Raw genomic sequence first — 18,199 nt, forward strand, 5'->3', positions numbered from 1 at the left:
GCGGGTAACCGTCCGGCGCGACTTGCACGGATGTACGGACGCACGAAGGAGGTGCTCCTGACATGGGGGACATCGAGCGAGGCAGCAATCCCGTCAGCCCACGCAAGGACGACGCGATGAAGCACGAGCTGGAGGGCTACCTCCGGTCCGGGCAGCACACCCACGTCGAGGAGGCCAACGACCCCGAGCCCGCCGCGGACGACGACGTCCGGGTCGACACGTCAGGACCCGTCCCGCCGCCCGGTGAGGAACGCGACCGGGCACGCGCGGAGACCGAGGCGGAGGCCCTGCGGCTCGAACTGGCCCGCCACCTGGACCGCACGACGTTCCCTGCGGACCGCGCCGCGGTCGTGCGCGCCCTGGAGGAACGCCACGCCCCCGATCCGGTCGTGGACCAGGCCCGCGGGCTGCCGGAGGAGGGGACGTACCGCAACGCGGACGAGATCGTGAAGGCGCTGGGGAGGACGGGGGGCGGTTGACGCCATTCCCGGGGGCGGGGGCGCAGCGGGTGTGGGGCCGCTGCGCGGGGCTGTTCCCCACCCCGCCCCTTCCCGCTGTATCGATCTGCGGCTCCGCCGCGTGGGGGCGCCGCCCGGACCCGCCACCCGCTCCGCGCGGTGTTCAGGGGCTTCTCCCCCTACGGCACCCGCGCGCCTCGAACGCCGGCGAGGCCGAAACGGCCCCCGCCGCCGGTGATGCTGATTTCACGGAGGCGAAACCAAGCCCGCCCGGCGTTCGAGGGCACCGCGCGAAGCACGGTACGCCGCCCGCAGGGCGGTACGGGGTCAGGGCCTGCCCCGCCACGTGGCGGAGCGGCACATCGGTACAGCGGGAAGGGGCCGGTAGGGGAAACGGCCCCGCACAGCGGCCCCGCCACCGTCACGACCCCCCACCCAGCCGCTCCGCCACCGTCGCCGCCCTGTCCGCACGGCGCCGCGCGTCCCTGGCCGCCCGGGACGCCCGGGAGGCCTCGTCACGCGCGTCCCGGACCTCCCGTTCGGCGCGACGCTGCCGCTCCCTTGCCTCGTCCAGCTCTTGGGCCAGCGCCGCCACCCGCTCGCTGATCCCGTCCAGCGCCGCCTGTGACCGTTCGAGCGCCGCCGACGCCTCCTCGTGGGCCTGCTCGCGTTCGCGGGCCTGCCGCTCGGCATCCTCCGCCTCTTGCCGGGCGTCATCCAGCTTCTCCCGGCGGCGACGGGCCCCGGCGTCCTCCGCCGGCTCCGGCGAGGGCTCCGGCCGGGGTTCCGGGCGGTCCGGCGAGGCCGGGCGCACCGTCGCCCCCGCGCTCGCCTCCAGCCCGGTGAAGCCGACCGGCGCGTTCAGCGGCCGGTCGAGATGCCCGGCGGCCCACTGCCGTGCGGCCTCCGGGTCGGCCAGCACCGCGTGCAGAGTGGCTTCGATCTCGTGGAACGCGGCCTCGCCGACGGACTGTCCTTCCTCCGCCGCGAGCTGCCGCGCCTCTCTGGCCAGCGCCCCGACCAGGAGGTGCTGCTGTCTGCCGAGCTCGCGCAGCTGCTCGCCGTCGAGGTTCCTGTGGGCCTCGCGGAGACCCTCGCCGAGGCTGATCAGCGGCCGGACCTTGTCCGGCTCCTTGCGGACGAGCATGTTTCCGGCCCAGGCGGACACGGTCGGCCTGCGCAGTGCCCGGATCCGCTCGGCCAGTTCACGGTCGCCGGCCCGACGGGCCTCGGCCGCTCGCTGGTTGCGGACCGCGGTGAATTCGTGGGGACGCAGCGCGTAGAGCTCGTCGAGGGTGCTTTCCAGGTCCACCGTGCTCCTTACGGTCCCCACCCGCCGAACACCATGCCGTTTCCCATGATCCCACTCGGTCCCCGCCCTGCCAGTCCTGACATCCCTGCCAGGCGTTCGTGCGGGCCGGGAGCACCGGTCCCCCGCCCCCTCGTGCGGGGGACCGGTGCGGCTTGTGCAGCTCGGCCGTCCGAGCCGCGCCCACGCCGTGCCGTCCCTTGTGAAGGTCAGTCCGGCAATCGTCAGGGGGCGGTGGTGCAGGCGGCACCGTTCAGCGTGAACCGGTCCGGTTCTGCGAAGGTGCCGGTGTACGTCCCCTGGAAGCCGAACGACTGGGTGCCGCCCGCCTGGATGCGGCTGTTGAAGCCGATGTCACGCGCGGTCACCGCGCCGCCGGACGAGGTGAGCGAGGCGTTCCAGGCACTGGTGACGCTCTGGCCGGCGGGCAGGGTGAAGCCGAGGTTCCAGCCGTCGACGGGAGCGGTGCCGGCGTTCTTGACGGTCACCTCCGCGGTGAACCCGCCGGGCCACACGTTGGCGGCGTAGCCGACCTGGCAGCTGCCGGTCGGTCCGCCAGGAGGCTCCTCGCCGCTGCCGCCGTCGTCGTCGCTGATCGTGGAGGAGAAGGAGTTCACCGACAGGCCGGCACCTCCCTGCCAGGGCTCGAAGCCCGCCTGGATGCTCGTCATGTACCAGTTGGGCGCGGCCATGCCACGGCTCACGGTCTGGTCGACGAAGTCCATGACGTCGAAGGACCAACTGGGGATCGCGGTGGGGGCGACGAAGGAGATGACGTCGTTGCCGCCGTTGTTGCCGGTCCACACCTCCCAGGTGCGGCCGCCGACGGTCGCGGAACCGTTCCGGGAGCCGATGGGCTGGATCGGGCCCACGCGGTTGAACCAGATCATGATCTCGGTGCGGTTGACACCGTCGGTCTTGGGCTGGGGGTCGAGCCAGATGTCGAACGAGGCGTTGTAGACCGCGTTGTCGACGTAACCGTAGGAAATGCTGGTGGGTGCGGACCCGATGGTCGCTATCTGCTTGGGCAGCCGGGTGCCGGGCGAGCAGTTGGTGTAGTGGCATCCGTTGAAGACCGACGGGTAGGACTTCGGCGCCCCGTTGGTGGGCACGGAGCCGTCGGCGCGGGTGAGGGTGAAACCCGTGCCGGTGACGTTGACGCACTGGGTGGCGCTGGTCCCCCACCGGTTGTTCTGAACGACGTAGCGGTCCTGGATCGTGGTGCTGCCGTACTGCTCGCAGATCTCGACGTCGGCCTGGGCGGCGGTCCGGGCGTCCCCCTGGGCGGCCGGCGCCGCCGACAGCAGCGTGGCGGGGGCTCCGAGTGTGAGCAGAAGTGCGGTGGCGAAGGCGCGTAAACGGTGTCGCATGGTGTCCCTTCAGCAGGTGCGGGCATACCGTGGGAGCGCTCCCATCGCGCTGGACTGTAGGAGTGTTTCGAACTCCTGACAAGAGACGCCGTTGCGATTGGTGCTGTGCGTTCAAGCCTTGACCCGGGACAGGCCGCCGCCCCGCCGCCCCTTTCCGGGGCCGCCGCCGGCGCACCGCGCCCGTGCCATGATCGGCTCCATGTCTTCCGGATCCGCCCCTGCGACCTGGCCCGTCGCGCTCGCCACCCCACGCCTCGCCCTGCGCCCCGTCGAGCGGGCGGACGTACCGGTGATCACCCGCCTGTGGACGGATCCCGAGGTCCGCCGCCACCTCGGCGGGCCGGTGGACAGCAACGTCGTACGCATCCGCGAGCGGAGGTGCGTCGGCGCGCCCGGCGTCTTCGCGGTGGCGCGGCAGTCGGACGAGGCGGTCGTCGGCCTCGTGTCGGTGACCGCCGGGGCCAGGGACGGCAGGACCGAGGTGTCGTACCAGCTCCTGCCCGAGCACTGGGGCCGCGGTTACGCCCGTGAGGCCGTCGCCGCCGCCGTCTCCTGGGCCCAGGACGGCGTCCCGCCCGGGTCACCCGGTGTGGTCGCGCTGACCCAGGAGGCCAACCACCGGTCGCGGCGGCTGCTCGAGGGGCTGGGCGCCACCCTGGTGGACAGCTTCGTCGAGTGGGACGAGGCGCAGGTGCTGTACGCGTTCCCGTCGGCGCCGGCACGCTAGGCGGCGGCCCGCCGTCACGCGGTCGCCGGCGGGAGCACCGGCACGGGGCGGCCGGCCCGGACGCTCCGGGCCGGCCGCGCCCCGAGGTCATGCCTGGTCGGCGGCGGCGTACAGCGCCGCCACGTCGAGCTTCTTCATGCCGAGCATGGCCTTCATCGCCCGCTGCGCCCGCGCCTGGTCCTCGTCCGCGAGGAGCTCCTCCAGAGCGACCGGGACGACCTGCCAGGACAGACCGTACTTGTCCTTCAGCCAGCCGCACGGGCCCTCCTGGCCGCCCTCGCCCAGCTTCTCCCAGTAGTAGTCGACCTCCTCCTGGTCCGCGCAGTTGATCAGCAGGGAGATCGCCTCGCTGAAGGTGAAGTCCGGGCCGCCGTTGATCGCGGTGTAGTCCTGGCCGTCGAGGGAGAAGTCCACGGTCAGCACGCTCCCGGCCGGCCGCGGACCGGCCTCGCCGTAGTACAAGATGTGCTTGATCTCCGAATTCGGGAAGACGGAGACGTAGAACTCGGCTGCTTCCTTGCCCTGGGTGTCGAACCAGAGATTCGGGGTGATGCGCGGCATGGGGTGCTCCTGACATGGTCCGTGGCGGAAGTTCCGCACTGTCCGTTCCGCACTGTGCCTTCGGTACTGTCTCTTTACCGACCGCCGCGCCGCCCGGAATTCATCGCTCGCGTCCCCGTAGGACCGGGCGGAGGATAGGAGCGATGACAGGACCCGTGACCCTGATCAGTGAGAGCCCGGAGGACCCGTACTCGCACGGTCGAGCCGCCTCCGTGGTGCTGGACCGCCACGGCCTGGTGATCGGCTGGAGCCAACGCGCCCGCACGCTGGTCGGCTGGTCCGCCGAGGAGGTGCTCGGCCGTCCGGCGGTCGAGGTCCTGGTCTACCCCGACGACCACGCGGAGGTCCTGGAAGCCACCGCGGCCTGCGTCCGGCAGCGCGGCTGGTTCGGGACCGTGCCCGTCAGGACCCGCGAGGGCCGCAGGCTCGGCTTCGGGATCCGGGCCCGTCTGGTGATCCGGGCGGAAGGCCGCCGTGAGTGGTACCTCGTGGCCGCGCCGGCCGAGGAGGTCGTGCAGTGGGAGATCGACCGGTCCGTGATGGACGGAATGTTCCGCAGGTCGCCGATCGGTCTGGCCGTGCACGACACGGACCTGAACATCCTGCGGATCAACCGTGCCATCGCACGCATCGGCGGCGTCACCCCCGAGGAGGCGCGCGGTCACCGGATCGGTGACTTCCTCGTCGAGGCGGACGCCCGGATCGTGGACGCGGGGCTGCGGAAGGTGCTGGAGACCGGCACCCCGATGATCTTCACCGAGCAGCCGTGCCGCATGGCGGTGAACCCCGGCAAGGAGCGGTTCGTCTCGGTGTCCGCCTTCCGTGTGGAGGACGCGGCCGGCCGGGTGCTGGGCGTGACGGACCTGGTCGAGGACGTCACCGACCGCCACCGGGCGCGTCGGCGGCTTGCTCTGCTCACCGAGACCGGCGCCAGCGTGGGCACCACCCTGGACGTGGAGACGACCGCGCAGGAGCTCGTCCGGGCGGCGGTTCCCGAACTGGCCGACTGTGTGTCGGTCGACCTTCTCGAATCTGTCAGCCGCGGTGAGGAACCCGTCGCGGACGGAGGCGTCGGGCCGCTGCGCAGGACCGCGTCCCTGACCGTCACCGCGGAGACGGAACGGCTGCTGTTCCGGGTGGGGACGGTCAATACGTTCCCCGAGGACACGCCGCAGGGCAGGTGCCTGTCCACCGGGCTGCCTGTGCTCGAGCCCTCCATCGACGTGTCCGACAACGCCAGGGCTCTCGGGCAGGGTGAGGTGCCGCCGGGCGGCATACATTCGTTGATGGTGGTGCCGCTGAAGGCCCGCGGGCTCGTCCTCGGTTTCGTCAGTCTGTGGCGGTCGCAGCTGCCGGAGCCGTTCGAGGAGGACGACCTCACCCTCGCGAGCGAGCTGGCCGCACGGGCCGCGCTCTCCCTCGACAACGCCCGCCGTTTCACCCAGCAGCACCGTGCCGCGCTGGCGCTGCAACGCCGCCTGCTGCCCCGTGAACTGCCCGTCCATCCGGCCGTCGTCGTCGCCCACCGCTACATGCCGGCGGGCGGCGCCACGGGGGTCGGCGGCGACTGGTTCGACGTCATCCCGCTGTCCGGTGCCAGGGTCGCCCTCGTCGTGGGCGACGTCGTCGGGCACGGCATCAACGCCGCGGCCACCATGGGCCGACTGCGTACGGCCGTGCACACCCTGGCCGACCTCGATCTCGACCCCGACGAGGTGCTCTCCCATCTCGACGACCTGGTGAACAGGCTGGCCGGGGAGCAGGAGCAGGACATCGAGGGCGCGCCGGGCGAGCAGGTGGTCGGCGCGACATGTCTGTACGCCGTCTACGACCCGGTGAGCAGGCGCTGCTCCGTCGCCCGTGCCGGCCATCCGCCGCCGGTGGTGGTGACGCCGGAGGGAGAGGCCGCCGTCGCCGAGCTGCCGGCCGGTCCCCCGCTCGGGCTGGGCGGGCTCCCGTTCGAGTCGGCCGAACTGACGCTGCCGGAGAACAGCGTGCTCGCCCTTTACACGAACGGGCTGGTGGAGGGCGCGTACCAGGACGTGGATGCCGGGCTGGCCGAGTTCTGCGCCGTCATGTCCGGTGCGCGCAGGCCGGTGGAGGAGATGGCGCAGGCGGTGGTCGAGCGGATGCTGCCGGTGCGGCCCACCGACGATGTCGCGCTGCTGCTGGCCCGGACGCTCACCCTGGCGCCGGAGTCGGTGGCCACCTGGGTACTTCCGGCGGAGCCGACGGCGCCCGCCCGCGCCCGCCGGCTCACGGCGGACCAGCTGGCGGCGTGGGGACTCGAGGCCATGGCCTTCGCCACTGAGCTGATCGTCAGCGAGCTGGTCACCAACGCCTACCGCTACGCGGGCGGCGGACCGCTGACGCTGCGCCTCATCCACCATCAGCGGCTGATCTGCGAGGTCTCCGACACGAGCAGCACCTCGCCGCATCTGCGGCGGGCCCGGAGCACCGACGAGGGTGGGCGGGGGCTGCTTCTCGTCGCGCAGCTCACGGCGCGCTGGGGCACCCGGCACTCGCGGGACGGCAAGACTGTCTGGACGGAGCAGAACTTCCCTTCGCTGCCCGGCGGAGCGGACGGCGGCCCGCCCGTGTAGCGGCCCGTACGCCCGGGGGAGAGCGCCGGCGGAGCACGGCCGCCGCTGTGGTCCGGACCAGCTTATTGCCGCGGCGATGGCACCGCGCCAAGCTGCAGGCATGGAACTGGAGTTGCGGCACCTCAGGACGATCCGGGCCATCGCCGACGCCGGCAGTCTCACCAAGGCGGCCACCGCGCTCGGCCTCGCCCAGCCCGCGCTCAGCGCGCAGTTGAGGAGGATCGAGCGTTCCCTCGGCGGGACCCTGTTCGAGCGCGGCCGGACCGGTGTGCGCGCCACGGCTCTCGGTGAACTGGTCCTGGACCGCGCGCGTGTCGTGCTGCCCGCCGTGCGCGAACTCCAGCAGGAGGCCGTGCGGTTCGCGCGGGCCGGAGCTCCCTACGGTCCGCGGACGCCGCTGCGGCTCGGGGGCACCCACGGTCCGCTGCTCGGCGGCCTCGTCGACCGGCTCGCCTCCGCGGACCCCGGTGTCACGGTGGTCACCCACACGTCGTGGTCGGAGCGTGAGATCGCCGCGTCGGCGGCCGAGGGCCGGCTTGACTACGCGCTCATCGGCGCGTGCGGGGAGAGCACACCGCCCGGCTCGGGGAGTCTCGCCTGGACGGAGGTGGCCAGGGACCCGGTGTTCGTGATGCTCTCCACGGACCATCCGCTGGCGGCGCGGCCCGGGATCGAGCTCGCGGAACTGGCCGCGGAGGCATGGACGGACGTGCCGGGCGACGGCTGTTTCGCCGACTGCTTCGCGGCCGCCTGTGTCCGGGCGGGTTTCACACCGGCGTGCGTGTACGAGACGGACACCGCCTCTTGCGTCCATCTGGTCCAGGTGGGGCGGGCCGTGGGCCTGTGCCGGGCCACCTTCCCCGACACGCCCGGCATGGTGACGCGTCCGCTCGTCGGCACGCCCCTCGTCTGGCGCCACCTCCTCGGCTGGCACCCCGAGGCGCCCGCGGCGACGCGTGCGCCCCAAGTCGTCGCACAGGTGCGTGCCGCGCACAGTGACGCGGTGGCCCGCAGTTCCAGTTACGCGCGATGGCTGACGGCCCGGGGCGCGGTCCTCCATAACGCCGTGGAGGGGGCCGACTGGTAGCTGCCGCGCGGAGGTTCTCGTTCCCTACGGTTTCGGCACACCTCCAACGAGACCGAGGGGACTTCCATGCTCCACAGACACGCCAAGGCAGCGTGTGTCGGTGCCGCTGCCGCGGCCGCGCTCGTCCTGACCTCCGTGCAGGGCTCCGCGTCCGCGGAGGCGGCCGGCACGGCACCCGGCGCCGCCGCACGCACCGCGGCGGACACGCTCGCGGTGTCCGCCGCGCAGCCGGAACTGCTCCGCGCCATGCAGCGTGACCTCGGGCTCACCCGTGCCCAGGCCGAGCGGCGACTGGTGAACGAGGCCGAGGCGGGCGCCACCGCCGCCGTTCTCCGGCAGCGGTTGGGGGCCGCGTTCGCCGGCGCCTGGGTCGAGGGGGCCGACTCCGGCACCCTGACCGTGGCCACCACCCGGGCCGCTGACGCGGCCGCCATCAGGGCAGGCGGCGCCGAGGCCCGGGTCGTGACCCACACACTGGCCGAACTCGACCGCACGAAGGCGGCGTTGGACCGGGCCGCCGCACGCGACTCCTCGACCGACGTGCCCGTCTGGTACGTCGACGTCCGGGCCAACGCCGTCGTCATCCGGGCAGTGGAGAAGTCCGCGGCGCGGACCCTGATCGGAGCGAGCGGCGCCGAGCGGGACCGGATACGGGTCGTCCCGACCGAGGAACAGCCCCGCCCGCTCTACGACATCCGCGGCGGCGACGCCTACTACATGGGCGGCGGCGGCCGTTGCTCGGTCGGCTTCGCGATCACCCGGGGCACCACACAGGGCTTCGCCACGGCGGGCCACTGCGGCCGGGCCGGCACCACCACCAGCGGCTACAACCAGGTGGCCCAGGGGACCTTCCAGGCCTCGACGTTCCCCGGCCGGGACACGGCGTGGGTGGCGACGAACAGCAACTGGACCTCGACGCCGTACGTCAAGGGCCAGAGCGGGCAGAACATCCAGGTGACCGGTTCGGTGCAGCAGCCGGTCGGCGCGTCGATCTGCCGCTCCGGCTCCACCACGGGCTGGCACTGCGGCACGATCTCGCAGCACAACACCAGCGTCACCTATCCGGAGGGGACCATCACGGGCGTCACGCGGACGACGGTGTGCGCCGAACCCGGTGACTCCGGTGGCTCGTACATCTCCGGAAGCCAGGCGCAGGGGGTCACCTCCGGCGGTTCGGGCGACTGCCGCAGCGGCGGCACCACGTACCACCAGCCGATCAACCCGCTGCTCCAGGGATACGGGCTGACGCTGAAGACCACCACGGGCCCGGGTGAGCCCGGTGAGCCGGGCGAGCCGGGCGGGACCTGGGCAGCGGGCACCGTCTACCAGGCCGGCGCGCAGGTCACCTACGGCGGCGCGACCTACCGCTGCCTTCAGGGCCATCAGGCCCAGGCCGGCTGGGAACCCCCGAACGTCCCGGCGCTCTGGCAGCGCCTGTGACCGGCTGACCTACCGGCCTCCCGAGGGAGCGCGTGCCGCCGCTGCGGGGCCACGGCACGCGCTCCGCCGGTTTGCGGTGTCCGGGACCCTTGCCGTGCCGTGTCCGGCACGCTTCACTGTCGATCACCCCACAGGAGAGCAACCGTCCCTTGACCCGAAGGGTTTCCCTTGACTGCCCTGCCCGTACGCCTGACCGGCGTCAGCGCCGCCGCCTGCGCCATCGTCCTCGGCGTCGCCCTGCCGTCCTCGGCGATCAACTCGTACAACGCGACACCCGCTCCCGAGCGCACCGAGGTCGGCGCTCTCGTCGCCACCTGGGACGCCGACAACGACCCGGCGACGCCGGACCGGGTCGACTGGGTGTGCTCCGGCACGATGATCGACGCGGACACCTTCCTCACCGCGGCCCACTGCACCACCGACTGGCCGGAGAACGTGCGGTTCTACGTCTCCCTCGACCAGGACGTGCAGGCGGGTCTGGACCGGGCCGCCGCGCAGCACCCCGGCGACCCGGCAGCCGTGGCGGACGCCGTGGCCGTCCAGGGCACCGCCCACAACCACCCCGGCTACCCGGGCCCGGCGGCGGACACCCATGACATCTCGGTCGTCGAGGTGCCGGCCGCGAAGATGCGGGCCCGCTGGTCCTTCACCCCGGCGGCGCTGCCGGAGGCCGGCGCCCTCGACGCGCTCGGGGCGCAGGGGCTGAACGACACCCCGTTCGTCGTCACCGGTTACGGGACGCAGGAGGCCGTGCGCGGGCCGGGCGGCCACACGCACCCGGGCGGCGGCGTCCGGATGAAGGCCCCCGTCACCTTCGACGCGCTCAACAAGTCGTGGGTACGCCTGGCCATGACCGCGCCCCAGGGCAACGGCGGGGCGTGCTACGGCGACTCCGGCGGCCCGAACTTCGCCACGCTGAAGGGCAAGCGGACCCTCGTGTCGACGACCATTACGGGCGACTCGCCCTGCTACGCCACCAATGTGACGTACCGTCTGGACGCCCCCGGCGCAAGGGCGTTCCTCTCCCCGTTCACCAAGCTGCCCTGACGCACTCCTGACGGGCGAGGTCGCGGACGGCGGTCACCAGTCGCCGTCCGCGACCGGCTTTCCCGGTGCGGGGGCGTCGCCGAGGGGCACGATCTGTCCCGGGGCCGGCGGCTGCCAGGGGTCGTGGTCGTCACCGAGCCAGTCGCCGACCGGCTGCACCCCGCTCAGGGCGTCCGCCGGCGCGAGGTCGGCCGCGCTCTCGTCGTAGTACTCGTACCAGGGCAGTCCCGCACGCGTGTAGGCCGCGCGGTCGACGGGGGACGGTGGCGGCTCCTCGCCGGTGATGCGGCGCCACTCCGGCGGGGTCACCAGGTGGACGAACACCCGGCCGGAGGGCTCGGCCGCCCAGTCGGCGAGACGCCGGTCGTCGCGGTAGACCTCCTGCCGCATGGAGCCGCCCACACCGAGGCCCATCGCGGCGGAGCGGGCCCGGGGCGGACCGCCGGGAGCGGCGGGCGCGGCGTGCGGGGCCCCTCCGAAGGCGGGAGCCGCGGGCGGAGGCAGCGCCCCGTAGGCGGGAGCGCCGCCGGGCGACGCGGCCGCCGGATACGCCGGAGTGGCGCGTGCGGCCCGTTCCGCGCGGACCCGCTCCTCCTCGCGCCAGGCCGCCAGTGCCGCGTCGGACAGACCGAACGCCTGGAGCTGCACACCGCCCCAGGTCTCCTCGCCGGTGACCTGCCCCTCCACCGTGGCTCCCAGGCCGAGCGGGACGGCGACGAACTGGCGCACCGTGCCCTTGCCCGAGTTGATGCCGTCCAGCCACGGCTGGCGGGGCAGCACCACGTAGTTCTGCGGCTTGCGTGTCAGTGTGCCGCGCCACGGCTTGCCGGAGACGGCGCACACCTTGCCGACGCCGACCTGGAGGGCGGCGGGCTCGCTGCTGCCCGCGAAGCTGAGCCACATCGCCTCGCGGAGATGGACCGGCAGCATCACGCCGCCCCGCTCGCGCATCTGGGGCGGCACGGTGCCGATGTGGTCCTCGACCCGCCGTACGGGGAACTCACCGAGCCCGGGCGGCAGTCGGTGCGTCCCCGATTCGGGCAGGCGGAGCGTCCTGATGAACCGGACCCTTACTCCCCCGCCCAGCAGCAGACTGTTTCCGTCGACGCGTACGGCGCTCGCGGCCACGGTGGACTCCCCTCTTCCCGGCGTGTGCTCTGCGGGTAACACGAGCCGCGGCCCGCGCTGGTTCCACCACGGGCAGCAGGGGCGGGAATCGGTCAGGCAAGGGGCACGATGTCCTGCTCGGCCCAGACGACCTTGCCCTCCGATGTCCGGCAGGAACCCCAGCGCCGGCAGAGCATGTTGATGAGCTGCAGCCCGCGGCCGCCTTCGTCGTTGAGCGTCGCGTGCTGGATGAGCGGCAGGTCGGGGCCGGTGTCGGACACCTCGACGACGAGCCTTTCGTGGCGCATGAGACGCAGTTGTCCCGGTCCGCCGCCGTAGCGCAGTGCGTTGCCGACCAGTTCGCTGACCACGAGTTCGGTGGTGTCGGCGAGGCCGTCGAGATCCCATCCGGCCAGTTGCTCCACCACGAGCCGGCGGGCGGCGGACGCGGCGGTGGCATCGGCGGGCAGCGGCCAGACGGCCACGTTCTCGCCGGCGCGGGCGTCGTGCGCCGTGGCGACCAGCATGACCGCTTCGTCGAAGCGTTTGTCCGGTCCCCGGTCGCCGGCCAGCAGCCCGCAGGACTCGAGTACGGCCGGAGCGGCGCTCGACGCGGCCTTGCGCAGCCGTGCGAGCTGCACGTCGATGTCGGTCGCGCGGCTCTTGATCAGGCCGTCGGTGTACATCAGCAGCCGGCTCGCTGCGGGCAGGGTGACCTTCACGGGGTCGTAGGGGATGACACCGGCGCCCAGCGGGGCTCCCACCGGTACGTCGACGTAATCGGCGTCGCCCGCCGCGTCGACGAGCAGGGGCGGCGGGTGGCCGGCCGTGGCGATGGTGCACACCGCGGTGGCGGGGTCGTACACCGCGCACAGGCAGGTGGCGACCTGGTCGTCCTCGAGGTCACGGGCGGCGAGGTCCATCCGGGCGAGGACCCGCTCCGGGACGATGTCCAGGGCGAGGAGGGTGCGGGCGATGGCGCGCAGCCGGCCCATGGTGGCCACGGCGGCGAGCCCGTGTCCCATGACGTCGCCGACGACGAGGGCGGTCCGGCCGCCGGGCAGCGCCATCACGTCGTACCAGTCGCCGCCGACGCCGCTCGCGTCGGCGGTCGGGGCGTAGTCGGCGCACACGTCGAGCCCGGGCGTCTGCGGGGTGGTGCGGGGCAGGAGGTTGCGCTGAAGGCTGACGACGTGTTCCCGCTCCCGCTTGTACAGGCGGGCGTTGTCGACGAAGACGGCGGCCCTGGAGGCCAGTTGCAGGGCGAGCGCGAGATCCGTGCGGGAGAACGGCGGCCTGCGGCCCGCCCGTACGAAGTCGGCGACACCCAGCAGCACCCCGCGGGCGATCAACGGAACCACCATGTAGCTGTGCACCCCGGCGGCGCGCATCTTCTCGGCGGCCCGTGCGGTGGGCGCCACCCGCGCGAAGTCGTCCCGGGCGAGCCGGCTCATGAGCATCGGCTGCCGGCGCATCAGGGCACTGACCGCGACCGTGTCCTTGTTGACCGAGGTCAGTTCGCCGACGGGGTCGGGCTCGAGCTCCATGAGCTCGGGAACGGCGGCGACGGCGATGGCCCGCATGACGGGCCGCTCCCCGGCGCTGCCGGCCTGGACGTGCTCGCCGCGCAGCGCGGACTCCAGCAGGTCGATGGCGGCGCCGTCGGCGAGGCGGGGCACGACGAAGTCGGCGAGTTCCTGCGCTGTCCGTTCCAGCTCGAGCGTGGTGCCGATCTCGGTACTGGCGTGACTGAGCCATTCGAGGCGGTTGTGCATGGTGAACCGCTCAGCAAGACCGGCCGCCCGGCGGCGCAGCGCCGGTCCTCCGGTCCGCCGCCCCCATCCCGGATGTCTCACCGCACCGCCTTCCCTGCCCTCACTGGATCAAGTATGGGGTGGGTGGCTCCTGTGCGCCCCCGGACTTGCGGTGCCCGATCCGGACCCGGGGGCCGAGGTGCCCGCGGGCAGCCGGACGGACCGGACAGAGCGGGCGGGTTCACGGGCGGCGGGCCGCTGATCCCCGCAGCGCGGAGGGGCTGGTGCCGAACCAGCGGGCCACGGCACGGCGCAGGGTCCGGGCGTCGCTGAAGCCGAGCATGGCCGCGATCCGGTGCAGCGGGAGGTCGCTGGTCGTCATCAGTTCCTCCGCCCGTACGAGCCGGACGGAGTCGACGAGCGCCTCGTAGCTGGTGCCGTCCTCCGCCAGTCTTCTGCGCAGCGTCCGCTCGCTCATGCCGCGTGCCAGGGCCTGCTGGGCGAGAGGGGGGACGTGCGGCAGGCCGCGGGCGACGGACACCTCCAGTCCCTGCACCAGGTCCTGCCGCTGCCGGCGGCGCGTGCGTGCCGCGTCGAGGAGCTCGACGACCTGGGCCAGGGTGTACGCGTCGGCGCCGGGCAGCGGGCTGTTCAGACACGCCGCCCCGAAGACGATCCGGTCGTCGGCCGCGCCGAAGGTGACGGGGCAGCGGAAGTACCGTTCGTACTCGTCGCCGTACGGCGGGCGGGCATGCCGTACGGCGAGGGAGTGCGGCGCGAACTCCTCGTGCCAGGCGTCCCTGATCAGGGCGGTGATGCTGCCGAACGCCTCTTCGAGGAGGAAGGCCCGCAGGCCGGAGTCGGCGTACCGGGCGGTCGCGAGGATGGCGGCGCCGTCCGGCACTGGTTCCATGCGGTAGTCGAGCATGGATCCGGTGACTCCGTGGTGGCGGACGCCGAGCCGCAGGGCGTCGTGGAGGGTCGGGCTCGCCTGGAGCCCGAGGCCGACCAGTCCCCACGCGGTCACCCTTTGGCGTCGGCCGACGGCGAGGCCGAGCGCGGGATCGCCGAGGTCCCGCATCGCCTCCCTGATCACGGAGCTGCCCTGACGGTAGGACACCCGCTGGCCGACCGCGCTGAGGGCGGCCTCGCTCAGGCCCGCACGGCGCAGGGAAGGGCCGAGGTCGTGCCCTCGTTCCGCCGCCACGAGGGTGAGGTAGCGCAGCAGATGGGGCGTGATGGTGGCGGACCCGTACCGCGGGTCCGCCAGTCGTGCGGTGAGCGGAGCGCCGGACGGCCGGCGGGTGTGCTCGGCGGGTACCGGTTCGTGCGACGGCATCGGCTCACCTCCGGGCCGCCACTGTAGGGATTCCGGCCGCGGGAGGACAGGCCCGGTGGCCGCTGAAGTCCCGTTACTGGCCGGTTGGGTCCTCTCCCCCGGCCGCCCACCGCCCTTACCGTCGGTCACACCTGTCACCGACGGCACCGGTTCCGGTATCTGGCACGAGGGAGAAGGCATGCGGTTCCCCACAACCAGCCCAAAGGCGCTCTCTCTGCTGCTCGCGGGGTCGCTCGGCGCCCTGGCCCTGGCGGCCGTTCCGGGAGCGGCACCGGCCGGCGCGGCCCAGGCGTCCGGCACGGCGGCGCCGGAGCCCACGACGTACCTGGTCGGCCGGGGCATCTCCGATGTCACCGGAGAGGCCGCAGAGGTGGGCATGATGGGCTACTCGAGCTTCGAGCAGAAGGCGTCGGGCATCCATCAGCGGCAGCGCTCCCGGGCGTTCGTGGTCGCCGACCGGACCAGCGGGAAGCGGGTCGTCTACGTCAATGCCGATCTGGCCATGATCTTCCAGTCCGTGCAGCAGGGGGTCGTCGCCGGACTGAAAGCGCGCTACGGCTCGCTCTACGGCGAAGAGAACGTGCTGCTGTCCGCGACCCACACGCACGCCGGATCGGGCGGCCACTCGCACCACCTCGCGTACAACCTGGCCTCTCTCGGCTTCCAGAAGGACACCTACCGGGCGATCGTCGACGGGATCGTCGAATCGGTGGCCGAGGCCCATGAGGACCTCGCACCGGGCACCATCACGCTCGGCAGGGGCGAGTTGACCGACGCGAGCGTCAACCGGTCGAGGACGGCCTTCGAGAAGAATCCGGCGGGCGACAAGGCGGCGTTCCCCGGCGCGATCGACCCGGCGATGACCGTGCTGCGCTTCCGCCAGGGCGACCGCGACATCGGCGCCATCAGCTGGTTCGCCACCCACAACACCTCGCTCACCAACAAGAACACACTGCTCAGCCCGGACAACAAGGGCTACGCGGCGTACGAGTGGGAGCACGACGACCAGGGTGTGCGCTACCTGGAGAACAAGGAGGGCTTCGTCGCGGCGTTCCCCAACACCAACGCCGGTGACATGTCGCCCAACCTGAACCTGAAGCCGGGCTCGGGCCCGACAGAGGACGAGTTCGAGAACACCCGGATCATCGGCGACCGGCAGTTCCGCAAGGCGCAGGAGATCTACGACGCCGCCGCCGTCCCGCTCAGCGGCGGTGTCGACTCCCGGATGCGGTTCGTGAACATGGAGCAGGTGACCGTCGACGGGAAGTACACCCCCGACGGCAAGGAACACCGCACCTGTCCGGCCGTGGTGGGCGCCTCGACGCTCGCGGGCAGCGTGGAGGACGGGCCCGCGATCCCCGGCTTCACGGAGGGCATGAACAGCCCGGTGGCGAAGCTGCTGGAGCCCTTCGACATCGACCCGCCCGAGTGGCTGGTGAGCTGCCAGTACCCGAAGGCGAACCTGGTGCCCACCGGCCTGGTCAACGCGGTGACGCCGACGACGCCCACGGTCCTTCCGGTGCAGATCGTCAAGATCGGCCAGTTCTACCTGGTGGCCGGCCCGGCCGAGTACACGATCGTCTCCGGTCTGCGCATCCGCCGTACGGTCGCCCAGGAGCTGGGCGTACCGCTGGAGAACGTGCTGATGCAGGGCTACGCGAACGCCTACAGCCAGTACGTGACCACGCCGGAGGAGTACGACCTCCAGCAGTACGAGGGCGGTTCGACGCTCTACGGCAGGTACACGCTGCCCGCCTACCAGCAGGAGTTCGCCTCGCTCGCGGCCTCGCTGAGGGACGGCACCACCGTCGGCCGCGGCCCCGCGCCGGCCGACCATTCGGACCGTCAGACGTCGTTGCAGACCGGCGTGGTGATGGACAACCCGCCGGCGGGCAGGAAGTTCGGCGACGTGCTGGCCGAGCCGGCCGAGTCGTACGGGCAGGGGGCCACCGTCACCGCCGAGTTCGTGACCGGCCACCCGAAGAACAACCTGCGCCGTGGCGGCACGTTCCTCGAGGTGCAGCGGCTGGTGGACGGCCGGTGGGTCCGCCGGCTGGACGACGGCGACTGGGACACCACGTACCGCTGGGTGCGGCTGAACGGCGTGACCGGCACGTCCAAGGCGGTCGTCACCTGGAAGGTGGCCCCGGGGACGCCGGAAGGGACGTACCGCATCGTGCACTTCGGTGACTCCAGGAGCCTGTTCGGCACGATCACCGGTTTCAGCGGTGCCACCCGGTCCTTCACGGTCGGCTGAACCGCGCCCCACGGGCGCGCCCCCGCGGCACGATCGCCGGGGCGCGCCGCGGGTTCGGGCCTGGTACGCCCGGCCGTATCCGGAATGTGATGCTCAAGTTCAGCTCAGATGTAATGACACTCGGACCATCGACTCCTTACTCTCCTCGCAAAATCGAGTGAAGGATGTCGCACCATGAAGGCCTACAAGTCCGCCGCCGCGGCGATCACCGTGCTCGCGGTCGCACTCACCGCAACCGCGTGCGGCGGCGACTCCGGGAGCGCCGGTGACGGTCCCACCCGGCAGGCGAAAGCCGAGGACCTGCCCAAGCTGCCCACCTACAAGGTCGCCACGGGTGTCGACATCGACTCGCCGACGCTGGAGAAGGCGCAGAAGGCCGGAAAGCTCGTCATCGGCGCCAAGAACGACCAGCCCTTCCTCGGTTTCGAGGACGAGAAGGGCAACCGGTCCGGCTTCGACATCGAGATCGCCAAGATGATCGCCGCGGACCTCGGCTTCTCCGCCGACATGATCGAGTTCAAGACGGTGGACACCGGCGTCCGCGAGGCGGCGATCTCGAACGGAGAGGTCGATCTGTACGTCGGGACGTACACGATGAACGAGGAGCGGAAGAAGAAGGTCGCCTTCGCCGGCCCTTACTACATGGCGGGCGCCGACCTCCTGATCCGCGAGAACGACCGGACGATCGCGGGACCCTTCTCGCTGGAGGGCAAGACGGTCTGCTCGGCCAAGGGCTCGACCGCGCTCCGTGAGATCAAGAAGCCGGAGTACAACACCCGGACGGTCGAGACGCCCAAGTACACCGAGTGCGTCAAGCAGTTGCTCGAGGGCAAGGTCGACGCCGTCACCACCGACGACGCCATCCTCAAGGGCTACGCCGCCCAGCACGCGGGCAAGTTGAAGGTCGTCGGCCAGCCGTTCACGGAGGAGCCGTACGGCATCGGCATGGCCAAGGGCGACGAGGCCCTGCGCGACGCCGTCTCCGACGCGCTCCAGGCGCACGACGAGAACGGCGACTACAAGCTGGCGTACGACGCGACTCTCGGCCTGTCGGGCTCCCACTACGTGGGACCGCCGATGGTCCAGCGCGACTGACCACGCACACGGCGAACGGCCGCGGCGGGCGGTGCCGAAGGGCGC

14 protein-coding genes are annotated in these 18,199 nt (G+C 72.3%); 8 read left to right on the forward strand and 6 right to left on the reverse strand.

Going from position 1 to position 18,199, the window contains the following annotated elements:
• The first annotated feature begins 62 nt into the window (after positions 1–62).
• Positions 63–479 (forward strand): DUF2795 domain-containing protein, encoded by a 417-nt coding sequence (locus ACTMTU_RS19095; protein ID WP_441264681.1) that lies wholly within the window; start codon positions 63–65, stop codon positions 477–479.
• Between the two features lie 400 nt (positions 480–879).
• Here the strand turns inward: ACTMTU_RS19095 and ACTMTU_RS19100 are convergent, their stop codons facing one another.
• Together ACTMTU_RS19100 and ACTMTU_RS19105 are read right to left on the reverse strand one after the other, a co-directional pair.
• Positions 880–1,770, reverse strand: a complete 891-nt coding sequence (locus ACTMTU_RS19100) for a hypothetical protein (RefSeq protein ID WP_441264682.1) — start codon at positions 1,768–1,770, stop codon at positions 880–882.
• Positions 1,771–1,991: 221 nt separating this feature from the next.
• Entirely contained in the window at positions 1,992–3,137 is a 1,146-nt protein-coding gene (locus tag ACTMTU_RS19105) for a GH12 family glycosyl hydrolase domain-containing protein (protein ID WP_441264683.1), read from the reverse strand.
• 199 nt (positions 3,138–3,336) lie between these two features.
• On the opposite strand from ACTMTU_RS19105, the gene ACTMTU_RS19110 reads away from it, so the two are divergent.
• Positions 3,337–3,864, forward strand: a complete 528-nt coding sequence (locus ACTMTU_RS19110) for a GNAT family N-acetyltransferase (RefSeq protein ID WP_441264684.1) — start codon at positions 3,337–3,339, stop codon at positions 3,862–3,864.
• Between the two features lie 87 nt (positions 3,865–3,951).
• Here ACTMTU_RS19110 and ACTMTU_RS19115 read toward each other — a convergent pair whose 3' ends face one another.
• The gene (locus ACTMTU_RS19115; protein ID WP_441264685.1) at positions 3,952–4,425 is read right to left on the reverse strand and encodes a VOC family protein; all 474 of its coding nucleotides are present in this window, start codon (positions 4,423–4,425) and stop codon (positions 3,952–3,954) included.
• A 143-nt stretch (positions 4,426–4,568) separates the two neighbouring features.
• Here ACTMTU_RS19115 and ACTMTU_RS19120 point away from each other — a divergent pair, with 143 nt between their 5' ends.
• From ACTMTU_RS19120 to ACTMTU_RS19135, 4 genes are all read left to right on the forward strand, one after another.
• Positions 4,569–7,028 carry a SpoIIE family protein phosphatase gene (locus ACTMTU_RS19120; RefSeq protein WP_441264686.1) on the forward strand — a complete coding sequence of 820 codons (2,460 nt, stop codon included), beginning with the start codon at positions 4,569–4,571 and terminating at the stop codon, positions 7,026–7,028.
• Positions 7,029–7,128: 100 nt separating this feature from the next.
• Positions 7,129–8,115 (forward strand): LysR substrate-binding domain-containing protein, encoded by a 987-nt coding sequence (locus ACTMTU_RS19125; protein ID WP_441264687.1) that lies wholly within the window; start codon positions 7,129–7,131, stop codon positions 8,113–8,115.
• A 66-nt stretch (positions 8,116–8,181) separates the two neighbouring features.
• Positions 8,182–9,555, forward strand: coding sequence for a carbohydrate-binding protein (locus ACTMTU_RS19130; protein WP_441264688.1), 1,374 nt, complete (start codon positions 8,182–8,184; stop codon positions 9,553–9,555).
• Between the two features lie 168 nt (positions 9,556–9,723).
• Positions 9,724–10,602 carry a trypsin-like serine protease gene (locus tag ACTMTU_RS19135; RefSeq protein WP_441264689.1) on the forward strand — a complete coding sequence of 293 codons (879 nt, stop codon included), beginning with the start codon at positions 9,724–9,726 and terminating at the stop codon, positions 10,600–10,602.
• A 33-nt stretch (positions 10,603–10,635) separates the two neighbouring features.
• On the opposite strand, the gene ACTMTU_RS19140 is transcribed toward ACTMTU_RS19135, so the two are convergent.
• From ACTMTU_RS19140 to ACTMTU_RS19150, 3 genes are all read right to left on the reverse strand, one after another.
• Complete coding sequence (locus tag ACTMTU_RS19140) at positions 10,636–11,730, reverse strand: hypothetical protein (RefSeq protein WP_441264690.1); 1,095 nt, start codon at positions 11,728–11,730, stop codon at positions 10,636–10,638.
• A 92-nt stretch (positions 11,731–11,822) separates the two neighbouring features.
• Positions 11,823–13,484, reverse strand: coding sequence for a SpoIIE family protein phosphatase (locus ACTMTU_RS19145; RefSeq protein ID WP_441264717.1), 1,662 nt, complete (start codon positions 13,482–13,484; stop codon positions 11,823–11,825).
• Positions 13,485–13,704: 220 nt separating this feature from the next.
• Positions 13,705–14,802: an AraC family transcriptional regulator gene (locus ACTMTU_RS19150; RefSeq protein WP_441264691.1), complete on the reverse strand. Its 1,098-nt coding sequence runs from the start codon at positions 14,800–14,802 to the stop codon at positions 13,705–13,707.
• 178 nt (positions 14,803–14,980) lie between these two features.
• Here ACTMTU_RS19150 and ACTMTU_RS19155 point away from each other — a divergent pair, with 178 nt between their 5' ends.
• Entirely contained in the window at positions 14,981–17,059 is a 2,079-nt protein-coding gene (locus ACTMTU_RS19155; protein ID WP_441264692.1) for a neutral/alkaline ceramidase, read from the forward strand.
• 174 nt (positions 17,060–17,233) lie between these two features.
• Positions 17,234–18,154, forward strand: coding sequence for a glutamate ABC transporter substrate-binding protein (locus ACTMTU_RS19160; protein ID WP_441264693.1), 921 nt, complete (start codon positions 17,234–17,236; stop codon positions 18,152–18,154).
• Positions 18,155–18,199: the final 45 nt, after the last annotated feature.

This window comes from Streptomyces sp. OZ13, from assembly GCF_052068155.1.
In the GTDB taxonomy this organism is placed as follows: Bacteria; Actinomycetota; Actinomycetes; order Streptomycetales; family Streptomycetaceae; genus Streptomyces.